At 61.3% G+C, this 13,097-nt stretch carries 9 protein-coding genes; 1 reads left to right on the forward strand and 8 read right to left on the reverse strand.

The genetic code is table 11. The annotated features are described in order from the left end of the window. Positions 1–118: 118 nt before the first annotated feature. From AB4N82_RS07555 to glnE, 8 genes are read right to left on the reverse strand one after another with little or no spacing between them, the layout of a single operon-like run. Positions 119–1,561: a lipopolysaccharide kinase InaA family protein gene (locus AB4N82_RS07555; RefSeq protein WP_122764218.1), complete on the reverse strand. Its 1,443-nt coding sequence runs from the start codon at positions 1,559–1,561 to the stop codon at positions 119–121. Further along, positions 1,561–2,313: a lipopolysaccharide kinase InaA family protein gene (locus AB4N82_RS07560; protein ID WP_122764219.1), complete on the reverse strand. Its 753-nt coding sequence runs from the start codon at positions 2,311–2,313 to the stop codon at positions 1,561–1,563. The genes AB4N82_RS07555 and AB4N82_RS07560 overlap by 1 nt, the downstream gene beginning before the upstream one ends. Beyond that, positions 2,310–3,044: a lipopolysaccharide kinase InaA family protein gene (locus AB4N82_RS07565; protein WP_032890377.1), complete on the reverse strand. Its 735-nt coding sequence runs from the start codon at positions 3,042–3,044 to the stop codon at positions 2,310–2,312. Before AB4N82_RS07565 ends, AB4N82_RS07560 begins: the two co-directional genes overlap by 4 nt. After that, the gene (gene rfaP / locus AB4N82_RS07570) at positions 3,044–3,850 is read right to left on the reverse strand and encodes a lipopolysaccharide core heptose(I) kinase RfaP (RefSeq protein ID WP_032890375.1); all 807 of its coding nucleotides are present in this window, start codon (positions 3,848–3,850) and stop codon (positions 3,044–3,046) included. The genes AB4N82_RS07565 and rfaP overlap by 1 nt, the downstream gene beginning before the upstream one ends. Beyond that, the gene (locus AB4N82_RS07575; RefSeq protein WP_032890373.1) at positions 3,847–4,971 is read right to left on the reverse strand and encodes a glycosyltransferase family 4 protein; all 1,125 of its coding nucleotides are present in this window, start codon (positions 4,969–4,971) and stop codon (positions 3,847–3,849) included. The genes rfaP and AB4N82_RS07575 overlap by 4 nt, the downstream gene beginning before the upstream one ends. After that, positions 4,971–6,032 carry a lipopolysaccharide heptosyltransferase I gene (gene waaC / locus AB4N82_RS07580; protein WP_122764220.1) on the reverse strand — a complete coding sequence of 354 codons (1,062 nt, stop codon included), beginning with the start codon at positions 6,030–6,032 and terminating at the stop codon, positions 4,971–4,973. Before waaC ends, AB4N82_RS07575 begins: the two co-directional genes overlap by 1 nt. Before the next feature lies 1 nt (position 6,033). Beyond that, positions 6,034–7,068, reverse strand: coding sequence for a lipopolysaccharide heptosyltransferase II (gene waaF, locus AB4N82_RS07585; protein ID WP_122764221.1), 1,035 nt, complete (start codon positions 7,066–7,068; stop codon positions 6,034–6,036). A 54-nt stretch (positions 7,069–7,122) separates the two neighbouring features. After that, a complete protein-coding gene (gene glnE / locus AB4N82_RS07590; RefSeq protein ID WP_122764222.1) occupies positions 7,123–10,062 on the reverse strand; it encodes a bifunctional [glutamate--ammonia ligase]-adenylyl-L-tyrosine phosphorylase/[glutamate--ammonia-ligase] adenylyltransferase in 2,940 nt (979 codons plus the stop codon). 383 nt (positions 10,063–10,445) lie between these two features. Between glnE and aceE the strand changes: the two genes are divergently transcribed. Further along, complete coding sequence (gene aceE / locus AB4N82_RS07595) at positions 10,446–13,091, forward strand: pyruvate dehydrogenase (acetyl-transferring), homodimeric type (protein WP_032890366.1); 2,646 nt, start codon at positions 10,446–10,448, stop codon at positions 13,089–13,091. Positions 13,092–13,097: the final 6 nt, after the last annotated feature.

Raw genomic sequence — 13,097 nt, forward strand, 5'->3', positions numbered from 1 at the left:
CGCAGCCCAGCGCGGGGCAAGCCCGCTCACCACAAGAAGCACACTCACCACAGGGAGACAGCTCACCACAGGAAGCCCATTCACCGCAGGAAGACCGCTCACCACGGGAAGCACGTGTTCAGTCGATGGTTTTGGGCAGTCGCTGATCAATCAGTTTGTACAACGCACTGTCCTGCGGCCAATTACGCATAAACCGCGCACGATCCTTCGCGTATGCCGTGGCGAAGCTGGCGGCGGAGGTGTGTTGGCACATTGCATCGAGGTCGATCAGCGACCAGCGATCCTTGTCCCAGAACAGGTTATGGCCCTTGAAATCGCCATGGCTGATGCGTTCGCGGATCAGTTCGGCAAACAGCTTGTCGAGTGCCAGCAGCTCACCTTCCGGTGCATCACCGTGTTCAATATAGGGCGCGAAACGCTCGATGATGTCCGGGCCCGGCAGGTATTCGGTGATCAGATAAGCCCGACTGCGCAGCCAAAAAAAGCGCTTTTCCAACACAGCCAAAGGCTTCGGCGTGGCGATACCAAGGAACGCCAGGCGATTGCCTTCGCGCCAGGAATGCCAGGCCCGACTTGGGCGCCAGAAGCGCTTGAGCCAGTGGGCAAAGCCCTTGATGTTGTAGCGCTTGATAACCAGCGGGCGACCGGCAACCTCGACCTTGGCAACGCTCGCGGCACCACCGGTCTTGTACAAGTGGCCCTGGTCGAGCAGCGCATCGGCCTGTTCCAGCACCGGCAGCATCGCGGCCTCTTCTTCGCGACGAATCGCGCGCAAACCAAAGGCTCCGCGTACCACGCTGAACAACGTGCATTCGCGGCCGACCTTGTTCAAAAAGTCCTTCAAGCGCCAAGCGCTGACCTTGCGCACCTGCTTCTCCAGGGCTTCCAGCGGCAAGGCGTGTTCGCCGTTGCTCAGCAGGTAATACACCAGCAACTCTTCGGTAAACGGCTCAAGGTTTTTCGGCAACTGGGCGAAAAACACGCCGAGGTTTTCCAGCACGCGGTTACGCGACAGCGGCTTGCCGGCCTCTTCGACGCGGATACCGGCACCGTCGATCAGGTACAGTTTGCCGTCCTGGCGCAGCAGGTTGTCCAGGTGCAGGTCTTCCTGCCACAAGCCTTTGGTGTGCATCTGGGCAATCGCGCCCAGTGCTTCGGCGAGCACGGCGGTTTGCTCGTCAGCCAACGGTGGCAGGCCTTCGACGGCATGCCAGGCATCGGCCAGGCTTTCGGCGCCTTCGATAAATTCAAACAGCAGCCAGCCGCCTTCGCCTTCCTGCAGGCCATCGGCGAGCAACAGCGGCGTGGTCAGGCCTTGTTCGGCCAGTAGTCGTACGCCACTCAGCTCACGCTGAAAGTGCCGCGCGGCCTTGCTGCCCACCAATAACTTGGCCAGCACCGGACGCCCGCGCCAGACTGCCGCGCCCACGTAACGCTCGCCCGGTAACACGCGCAAAAGGCTCAGCAGTTGCAGTTGGCCGGGGCCAGCGGCATCCGCCAGGTCAAGGGTCAGGGGCAGGCTCGGTGTGCGGCCGGCGCTTTTCAGCTCGGACAGGCGCATCAGCGGTTCTCCTTGTGGCTACGCCGAACCGTCAGGCGTTGCAGCCAGGTCGCGACCAGCGCGCTGTCTTCGGGCTGATCAAGGTAGGCCGCCAGCAGTTGACGCACCTGCACGTCCGACCACTGCCGTGCACGACGCAACAACGGTTCCAGGTCTTTGACCCGATCACGCCAGCCGAACAGCAGCGGGCGGGTTTTTTCCAGGTCGATCAACTGCGCGGCATAACCGTCGCCGGTCGCCTGCAGGAAAATATGCTTGGGGTAAAAGCAGCCATGCACCTGGCCGAGGCTGTGCAACCGGCGCGCCAATTGGCCGCACGCCAGCAGGATCGCGCGGTGCTGGGCGTCGCTCAGTTGCGGCCACTGCTCCAGCAATGAATCCAAGTCATTCCAGCCGTCGAGAGCGCGGGTCAGCAGCATTGCGCGGTGTTCACCGGCGACCTTGCGCTCCCCGTAAAACGCCGCCTGCAAGGCCGGGATACCCAGCGTGCGGTAACGACTGATATTGCGAAACTCACGGGAGAAACTCGGCTCGCCCAGCGGTCGGTGCAAGCTGCGCGTGAGGTAGTTGCTCTGGCGCTTTAGGTAATACCCGTGGCCATCGAGCTCCAGACGAAACACGCTACTCCAGCCGCCACGGCTGGTGTTGGGCTCGTCCACCGCGTCCAGTTGCTTGGCCCACAGCGCGTCGAATGTCGCGAGGCCGTGGCGCTCCAGCAAGGCACGGTCTTCAGCCGCCAGAAAATCACTCATTCGCGTCCCTCGAAAAACTTCACTACGTGGCGGATCCGCCGCTTGTCCGAATCGCTCAGGTGCCGACACCCACGGTACTGCATGTAGAAACGCAGACGCTGGGTAGCCGACAGGTGATACTTGGCCACCTTGTCGAGGCAGGCCAAGTCCTTGGTGATGCGGTACTTGAGCCAGAAACCGCGCCAGAAATCGCCGTTGGGGCAATCGATCAGGTACAGGGTCTGCTGGTCGTCGATCAGCAGGTTGCGCCACTTCAAATCGTTATGGGTAAAGCGCTGGTCGTGCATCGTGCGCGTGTACTCGGCGAGTTGGCGGCTGACGACATCGACCCACTTGGGGTCGCGCAGGCGCGCATCTTTACGCTCGGCCACCACCGAAAGATCTTCGGTATTAGGCAACTCACGAGTGATCATCGCACCACGGTCGTAGGCCAGGCCACTGCGCTCCAGGCCCCAAGCCACCACATCGGCGGTGGGAATGCCCCACTTGGCGAAGCGCTTGAGGTTCTGCCATTCGGACTTTACCCGCGGCTTGCCCAGATAACGCCGCAGGCCCTTGCCGGCGCCGGTGTAGCGCTTGACGTAGTAATTGACCCCGCCGCGCTGCACCCGGATCACTTCCGATAACGGATCGCGGGTCAGCCGCTCGCCTTGCAGGGCGAACACCGCGTCGAGGCTTCCAAAATCATCCGCCAGGGCGGCATAAGCAGGTTCCAGGTTCCAACCCGCCATCAGATCGCATCCCCGTAGCGTTGCTTGCGTGCGTACAGCTTGTCGGCCTTGCGCTGCATCAGGCTCAGGGACGCCGATTGCTCGGTCAGGATCTGGCGCAGCGGCTGGCGGAAATAGCCCTTGAGGAAGCGCAGTTTGTCGCGACGGGTCAGGCCGATGTCCAGCGCTGAGTAATACAGTGCCGACAGGTCCTTGTCGCGCCAGCGCAGCGGCAAATGGGCCCGCATTTGGGCGCGGTGCAGGTCGATCACCGAGAGTTTGATGTCACGCGCGTCGATCGGCTTGGACGTGTCCAGCAGGAAGTGGCACAGGTAGCAGTCGCGATGGTTCACGCCGCCCCGGTGCATGTCGCCGACCATGCGCGCCAGCTCTGCGGTGAGGGCGTGACGCAAGGCAGGTGCGGGCGGCTCGGCGGCCCAGTTGAGGGTCACGTCTTCAAGGCTGAGGGTCGGCGCCAGTTCTTCGGTGATGATGAACGAGTGTTGGTCCGCCGGGTTGCTGCCTTTTTCGCCGAAGGCCACGCCGGTCATAGTCGGTACGCCGATCTCCTGCAAGCGGTGAATGGCATCCCATTCCAGGCCGGCGCCCAGTACCGGCAACTTGGCGGTGATCAAGTTCTTGAAGATTTCTGCCCAGCCAATACCGCGATGAATCTTCACGAAATACGGGCGGCCATCCACCTCGGTGCGCAGCGTGCGACGCGCTGCCAGTTCACGGAATACCTGGCCTTGCAGTTTCTCGACTTCGGCGAAAGCATCACGCCCGGCCCATAACGTCTTGAACGGTTCGGCAAGAATCAACTTCATCGTTTTGGCTCCGCCAGAATCACATCCGCAGCGTGCTGCGGCATGCTGTAGAGGTCGGCCGTCTCGGCGAAGGCCAACCCATTGCGGCCCCAGGCCGCGCGCTGTGCAGAATCGGTCAACATTTGCGCCAGGTACTGGTTCAACTGAGCCTGTTCAAACGGCTCGTCCAGCACCAGCCCACTGTCAGCTTCGGCGATGTAGTGCGCATAGCCACACACGGCAGAAACCAACACCGGCAACCCAGCCACCAGGGCTTCGAGCAACACGGTGCCGGTGTTTTCGTTGTACGCCGGGTGGATCAGCAGGTCGGCGCCCAGCAGGAAACGCGGGATATCGCTGCGCCCCTTGAGGAACTGCACGTTGTCGCCCAGCCCAAGAGTGGCGCTTTGCAGTTGGAATACTTTGGGGTCGTCCTGGCCGATTACAAACAGGCGCGTACGTTTCTTCAGTTCAGACGGCAACGCGGCCAAGGCTTTCAGGCTGCGGTCGACGCCCTTGGTCTTGAATCCGGAGCCGATCTGCACCAGCAGCAGGTCGTCATCGCCGAGGTTGAATTCCTTGCGGAAACCTTCGCGGATTTCAGCCGCGTTCGGCGGCGCGCGACGGTCCTGGGCAATGCCCGGCGGCAGCAGATGGAAGCGTTCCAGCGGGGTGTCGTAATGCTTGATGAAAAGCGGCTGCTGCACCTCGGAGATCATCAGGACTTCAGTCTTGGCGTCCTTGGCGAACACCGCACGCTCGTATTCGGCAAAGTGCTTGTAGCGGCCAAAGCTGCGGTACAGCGAATGGCGCAGGTTTTGCGCCTTGTCTTCAAAGCAGCCATCGGCGGCGTAGTACACGTCCAGGCCTGGCATCTTGTTGAAGCCGATCAGGCGGTCCACCGGGCGCTTGGCGAGGTCGGCCTCCATCCACGCACTGAGCTTCTCGTTGCGCTTATGGTTGAAGAACGCCTTGACCGGCGCCACCAGCACTTCGAAGCCGGGCGGGATGTCGCCTTCCCAGATCAGCGTGTAGACACGAATCTGATGGCCGCGCTGCTGGCACTCCAGGGCGATGCGCATGAAGTCGCGCTGCAGGCCACCGAAGGGGAAGTATTTGTACAGAACAAAAGCCAGTTGCATCAGTGCAGCTCCTCAGCCAATAACAACGTGCTCAGCCGGCTTGCCACACGCTCAGGGTTCAGGCGCGTAAAGCACAGGGGCGACTCGCGCTTGATGTCGAACCGACGCAGGTCGTCGGCCGTGGGTTGATAGGTACATTGCTTTTGCAGACACGGTGCGCACGACCAGTCGCTGCCCAAGTGAATCTGGCCCTTGCCGTAAGCGCCGGTCAGGCCGGGGTTGGTGGGGCCGAACAGGGAAATGGTCGGCACGTCCAACGCGGCAGCCAAGTGGCCGAGACCGGTGTCCACCGCGACGCAGGCACGGGCGCCAGCCAATACCCGAGCGACGCCGGCCAGGTTGAGTTTGGGCAACACTTCGGCGTTGCCCAAGCCTTGGGCCAGGCGTTCGGCGCGGGCTTTTTCGGCGGCATTGCCCCAAGGTAATTTCACGTCCACACCCAAGCGGCCCATGCGCTCAGCCAGCTCGCGCCAATAGGCTTCGGGCCAGTGTTTGGTGTCCCAGGTGGTGCCGTGCAACAGCAGCACAAACGGTTTTTTCGGCGGCAGGCCGAGCAGTTTTTCGGTGCTCAGGCCGTAGTCGCCCAAGCCTTTGGGCAAGTCATAACCCAGCGCCACGGCGAACAGCTGGCGCAGACGCTCCACCGCGTGTTGCCCACGGGCCACGGCCAGGCGTCGCGAGTAGAAGCGCGCCGCAATGGGTTCACGGGCGGAGTTCTTATCGAAGCCCGCTACCGGAGCACGCACATAGCGGGTCAGCCAGGCACTTTTGAGCAGGCCTTGGGCGTCGATCACCAGGTCGTATTTGGTCGACTGGATCTGCTGCTTGAAACGCCGCCACTCGCCGCTTTTGATGGTCTGCCAGAGGTTCTTGCGCCAGCGGCGGATCGCCACCGGGATCACTTTGTCTACGGCCGGGTGCCAGGTCGGGATCTCGGCGAAGCCTTCTTCCACCACCCAGTCGAATCGAATGCCGGGGATCGCCCGCGCCGCGTCGGTGAGTGCCGGCAACGCATGAATCACGTCGCCCAGGGATGAGGTCTTGATTACCAGTACCCGCAACTCAGTGAACCTCGACCGCAGTGCCCTGCAACCGCTGCAAAGCCTCGTTCACCGGCTGAGGCAGCAACTGGCGCATGCAGTTGTAGTGGCCGAAACGGCAAGTACGGTCAAAGCACGGGCTGCATTCCAGGCCCAGGCGCACCACTTCAACCTTGTCGGCCAGGGGCGGGGTAAACCCTGGAGACGTCGAACCGTACACGGCCACCAATGGGCGGTTCAGCGCTGCGGCCACGTGCATCAGGCCGGAGTCGTTGGACACCACCGAATCCGCGCAAGACAGCAGGTCAATCGCCTCGGCCAGCGATGTGTCGCCACTCAGGTTCACCGACTCTTCGCGCAGGCCAGGAATCAGGCGCTGGCGAATCTCTTCACCCACCGGATGATCTTTTTTCGAGCCGAACAACCACACTTGCCAGCCTTCGCGAATCTTCATCTCGGCGACTTTGGCGTAGTGCTCCGCTGGCCAGCGCTTGGACTCGCCAAACTCGGCGCCAGGGCACAGGGCAAGCACCGGGCGATCCAGCGTCAGGCCGAACTTGGCCAGGGCCGCGTCGCGGGTTACTGGGTCGATCTGCAGGCTCGGGCGCGGGTACGGCTTGGGCAGCTCCGCGCCTGGCTCATATGCCAACGCCATGAATCGTTCGATCATCAGCGGGTAGCGCGCCTTATCCAACGTGCGCACATCGTTAAGCAATACGTAGCGAAACTCACCGCGCCAGCCGGTGCGCTTGGGGATGCCAGCAAAAAACGGCACCAGCGCCGACTTCAGCGAGTTGGGCAACAGGAACGCCTGGTCATACTGGCCGGCCAGGGATTTGCCGATGCGACGGCGGGTTGCCAGCTCCAGGGCGCCGTGGCCGAGCGGGAAGCTCAAGGCGTTGCGCACTTCGGGCATGCGCTCAAGGATCGGCCGGCTCCACTCAGGAGCGAGCACGTCGATCTGGCAGTCTGGGTGGCGCTGGCGCAAGCACTGGAACAGTGTCTGTGCCATCACCATGTCACCGACCCAACTGGGCCCAACGATCAGAATATTCATGTAGTTTCCACAAACGATGCGGGGAGGCTTATGCCTCCCCGCCCTAATAGTGTTTCAGCTCAACCCCAGCTCCTGCCAGATGCGCATCACCTGTCGCCGTTCGTCGGCGAACTGATCCCCCGCCACCGTACCGGCCTCGTTTTGCAAGGCCTGGCGATGCGCAGCGGAACGGTAGGCCTTATACACCTCGCGCAGCAGGTGGGCATCGGCGGCGGGCATCAACCCCACCTGCTCCAGGCCTTCCAGAATGCGGATATTGTCGGTGTAGCGCAGCAACGATGGGTGCTGGGCAGACCACGCCAAAGCCGCGTATTGCACCATAAATTCAATATCGACGATACCTCCGGCGTCCTGCTTGAGGTCGAACACGGCCGCGGCGTCGAAGGCATTGGCGCCGGTACCGGCTGTGGTGGCCTTGGTGCCCAGGTTGTCACGCATCTTGGCGCGCATCTCGCTGACCTCCTGGCGCAGTTTCGCCAGATCCCGCTCACGCCCCAACACTTTAGCCCGTACCTGCTCGAACGCACGGCCCACATCCTGACTGCCAACCAGCACCCGCGCGCGGATCAGGGCCTGATGCTCCCAGGTCCACGCTTCATTTTGTTGATAGCGATCAAATGCACCCAGCGAACTGACCAGCAAACCGGACGCACCGGAAGGTCGCAGGCGCATGTCCACTTCATACAACTGACCGGAGTTGGTCTGGGTGGTCAGCAGGTGAATGATGCGCTGGCCAAGGCGCGTGAAGAACTGCGCGCCGTCAATCGGCTTGGCGCCATCGGTTTCGGCCTGCGGATCGCCATCATGGATAAACACCAGATCCAGGTCCGAACCATGCCCCAGTTCGATCCCGCCGACTTTCCCATAACCGACAATAATGAACCCAGGATCGCACAGGGTGCCGTCCAGACGCTGCGGCGAGCCATGGCGCGCCACGGTCTGGCGCCAGGCCAGGGCCAGCACTTGTTCGAGGATGGCTTCGGCGAGCCAGGTCAGGTAGTCGCTGACTTTCATCAACGGCAGGCTGCCGGCGATTTCCGAAGCGGCCACGCGTAGGCGGTGGGCGAGCTTGAAGTGACGCAGCGCTTCCATCTGCTGCTCAAGGTCGTCCTCGGGGATACGCGTGAGGCGCTCGCGCAATTCGGCGGCCAACTCCGGCGCCAGCGGCGGCTTGAACAGGCGGCCTTCGTTGAGCAACTCGTCCAGCAACAGCGGGAAACGGGTGATCTGCTCAGCAATCCACGGGCTGGCGGCGCACAGGGTCAACAGGCGGCGCAGGGCGTCGGGGTTTTCCGTGAGCAGCACCAGGTAAGCGGAGCGACGGGCGACGGCCTCCACCAGCGGCAGCACGCGCTCCAACACCAGGTCCGGGTTGGCGTGTTCGACCGCCTGGGCCAACAGGCGCGGGATAAACGCATCCAGCCGTTCGCGACCGAGGCGTTGCATCGCACGTAACTGCGGGCTCCCGCGCAAACCAGCCAGAGCCTTGAGCGCCCTGGGCGCGTCAGTGAAGCCGCCTTCGGTCAATTGGCGGCAGGCGGCGTCTTCATCCTGGGACTCTTCCCAGAGCGGCAACCACTCACCGCCCACTACCAACTCGCTTTCTTCGCCCTCTTCTTCATCGGGGTCGGCAATCACTTGGCGGAAGTGCCAGTCCACCCGGCCACGCCAGTGCATCAGGCGCTCATGGAACGCGGACCAGTCGGCAAAGCCCAGCATAAAGGCAATGCGCGCCTGATCTTCCGGAGTGCTCGGAAGCATTTGGGTCTGGCGGTCAGCTATTGCCTGGATGGCATGCTCGGTGTAGCGCAGGAATTCGTAGCCATTGCGCAACTCGGCGATCACCGCCGGCGGCAGGTAACCCTGGCCCTCCAGGGTACCGAGCACTTTGAGCAGCGGGCGTTGTTGCAGGCTGAGGTCGCGACCGCCGTGAATCAGCTGGAAGGCCTGAGCGATGAACTCCACCTCGCGGATACCGCCCGAGCCGAGCTTGATATTGTCGGCCATGCCTTTGCGCCGCACTTCCTGCTGGATCAACTGCTTCATGGTGCGCAGCGCTTCGATGGCGGAGAAGTCCAGGTAGCGGCGGTACACAAACGGTCGCAGCATATCGAGCAATTGCGCACCGGCTACCTGGTCGCCTGCCACTACGCGCGCCTTGATCATGGCGTAGCGTTCCCAGTCGCGGCCCTGATCCTGGTAGTACTGCTCCAGCGCATTGAAGCTGAGCACCAGCGCTCCGGCCGAACCGTAGGGACGCAGGCGCATATCAACGCGGAACACAAAACCGTCGACGGTCATGGGGTCGAGGGCCTTGATCAGTTTTTGACCAAGGCGAATGAAGAACTCCTGGTTATCCAGTGAACGCTTCACGCCCACTGTTTCGCCGCCTTCGGGGTAGGCGAAGATCAGGTCGATATCCGACGAGAGGTTCAGCTCCACCGCGCCGAGCTTGCCCATGCCAAGGATGACCATGTGCTGCGGCTCGCCGCTGCGCCGGCCGGTGGGCGTGCCGAACTGCACGCAGTGGCGTTGGTACAGCCATTGGTAGGCTTGGTCGATGCAGGCGTCAGCCATGTCGGACAGATCTCGACAGGTCTGCACCAGATCAGCCTGACGGGTCAGGTCGCGCCAAATAATCCGTACTTGCTGGCGCGTGCGCTGGCGACGCAATACGCGGCCCAGTTCGTCTTCGGTTTCGGCCTGTTGCACAGCGCCTGCAATTTGCCCGCACAGCTCGCCCGGCGCAAAGCCGCGGTCCAGCTCACCCCAGGCCACCAGCTCCAGCAACATCAAAGGGTCACGGACGCTCTGTTCAATGACGAAATCACTGGCGGCGCACACCCGGGTGAAGTCGGCCCAGCGTTGCGGCGTCCACGTACAAAGTCCATGATCGTCGTCCAGCGCGGCCACTGCGTCACGAAATGACTGCTCGGCCCGCTGGGCAATTGGGAGGAGAATGGCCGGCAATTCGGCCAGCATTGGAAGGCTCATGGTCTATCCTTGATCGGCGCGTAATGGGCTTGTTGCTGCGAACGCAAGAGGCACGCTCGATGAAGGACTGTCGAACAAAGGTTATAAATAGCTGAAAATTTATAGTTTTTGGCAGACAACATTAAACTTCTACCTTTTCTTGTTCGCAAAAGATCAACAATAACGATTATGCTCACCAGCCAGACCGAGCCATACGCTCGGTCTTGTGTAGTTTTACTACTCGTATATACATTCGAAAGGCTGAAATGGCCGACGATTTGTAGTAAAACTACAGGACGCCGAAGCAACCTTCGGCCATCCAAGAATTTATGTCGTCTGCCCACAAGGCCAGTCGCAAACTTCAGGCAACCGATTCTGGTAGCCTTTCCGCCCTGGAGCAAGCCATGCAAGACCTCGATCCCGTCGAAACCCAGGAATGGCTGGACGCCCTGGAATCGGTTCTCGACAAAGAAGGCGAAGACCGTGCTCACTACCTGATGACCCGTATGGGCGAACTCGCGACCCGCAGCGGCTCGCAACTGCCCTACGCCATCACCACGCCATACCGCAACACCATCCCCGTTACCCACGAAGCACGCATGCCTGGCGACCTGTTCATGGAACGCCGCATTCGCTCGCTGGTACGTTGGAACGCCATGGCGATGGTAATGCGCACGAACTTGAAAGATTCGGACCTGGGCGGTCACATCTCCAGCTTCGCTTCCAGCGCAACCCTGTATGACATCGGCTTCAACTACTTCTTCCAGGCCCCGACCGACGAACACGGCGGCGACCTGATCTACTTCCAGGGTCACACCTCGCCAGGCGTTTATGCCCGCGCGTTCATGGAAGGTCGTATCACCGAAGACCAGATGAACAACTTCCGCCAGGAAGTCGACGGTGGCGGCTTGTCGTCCTACCCGCACCCTTGGCTGATGCCTGATTTCTGGCAGTTCCCGACCGTTTCCATGGGTCTGGGTCCAATTCAAGCGATCTACCAGGCACGTTTCATGAAGTACCTGGAAGCCCGTGGCTTCATCCCTGAAGGCAAGCAGAAAGTCTGGTGCTTCCTGGGCGACGGCGAGTGCGACGAGCCGGAATCCCTGGGCGCCATCTCCCTGGCCGGCCGCGAGAAGCTGGACAACCTGATCTTCGTCATCAACTGCAACCTGCAGCGCCTCGACGGCCCGGTTCGCGGCAACGGCAAGATCATCCAGGAACTCGAAGGCGTGTTCCGCGGTGCTCAGTGGAACGTGACCAAAGTCATCTGGGGCCGTTTCTGGGACCCACTGCTGGCCAAGGACGTTGACGGTATCCTGCAACGTCGCATGGACGAAGTCATCGACGGCGAGTACCAGAACTACAAAGCCAAAGACGGCGCGTTCGTACGTGAACACTTCTTCAACACGCCTGAACTCAAGGCAATGGTTGCAGACCTGTCCGACGACGAGATCTGGAAACTCAACCGTGGCGGCCACGACCCGTACAAGGTCTACGCGGCGTACCACGAAGCGGTCAACCACAAAGAACAACCAACCGTCATCCTGGCCAAGACCATCAAGGGTTATGGCACCGGTGCTGGCGAAGCGAAGAACACTGCGCACAACACCAAGAAAGTCGACGTCGACAGCCTGAAGTTGTTCCGCGACCGCTTCGACATCCCGGTCAAGGACGAAGAGCTGGAAAACCTGCCGTTCTTCAAGCCAGAGCCAAACAGCGCCGAAGCCCGCTACCTGAGCGAGCGCCGCACTGCACTGGGCGGTTTCGTACCACAGCGCCGCGCCAACAGTTTCTCCGTACCGACCCCGGACCTGAGCACCCTCAAGGCTATCCTGGACGGTTCGGGCGACCGTGAAATTTCCACCACCATGGCCTTCGTGCGGATCCTCGCGCAGTTGGTCAAGGACAAGGAAATCGGTCCACGCATCGTTCCGATTATCCCGGACGAAGCCCGTACCTTCGGTATGGAAGGCATGTTCCGTCAGTTGGGCATCTACTCCTCCGTCGGCCAGCTCTATGAGCCAGTCGATAAAGACCAGGTGATGTTCTACAAGGAAGACAAGAAGGGCCAGATCCTCGAAGAAGGCATCAACGAAGCGGGCGCCATGAGCTCCTTCATCGCTGCCGGTACTTCGTACTCCAGCCACAACCAGCCGATGCTGCCGTTCTACATCTTCTACTCGATGTTCGGCTTCCAGCGTATCGGCGACCTGGCTTGGGCAGCAGGCGACAGCCGTACCCGTGGCTTCCTGATCGGCGGCACCGCCGGCCGGACCACGCTGAACGGCGAAGGCCTGCAACACGAAGACGGTCACAGCCACATCCTGGCTGCCACCATCCCGAACTGCCGCACCTTTGATCCAACCTACGGCTATGAGCTGGCGGTGATCATCCAGGACGGCATGAAGAAGATGACCGAAGAGCAGCAGGACGTTTTCTACTACATCACCGTGATGAACGAGTCCTACCAGCAGCCAGCCATGCCGGCCGGTGTCGAGGAAGGCATCATCAAGGGCATGTACCTGCTCGAAGAAGACACCAAGGAAGCAGCGCACCACGTACAGCTGATGGGCTCCGGCACCATCCTGCGTGAAGTGCGTGAAGCAGCGAAGATCCTGCGTGACGAATTCAACGTCGGCGCCGACGTGTGGAGCGTTACCAGCTTCAACGAACTGCGTCGCGACGGCCTGGCCGTAGAGCGCAGCAACCGCCTGCATCCTGGTCAGAAACCCGCGAAGAGCTACGTCGAAGAGTGCCTGGCCGGCCGTAAAGGTCCAGTCATTGCCTCTACCGACTACATGAAGCTGTTCGCTGAACAAATTCGCCAGTGGGTCCCATCCAAGGAATTCAAAGTCCTGGGTACCGACGGTTTCGGCCGCAGTGACAGCCGTAAGAAGCTGCGTCACTTCTTCGAAGTCGACCGTCACTTCGTGGTGTTGGCAGCCCTGGAAGCCTTGGCTGACCGTGGTGAGATCGAACCTAAGGTGGTGGCTGACGCTATCGTCAAGTTCGGGATCAACCCGGAAAAACGCAACCCACTGGACTGCTGAGGAGAT

This window comes from Pseudomonas sp. H1_D04, assembly GCF_054683855.1.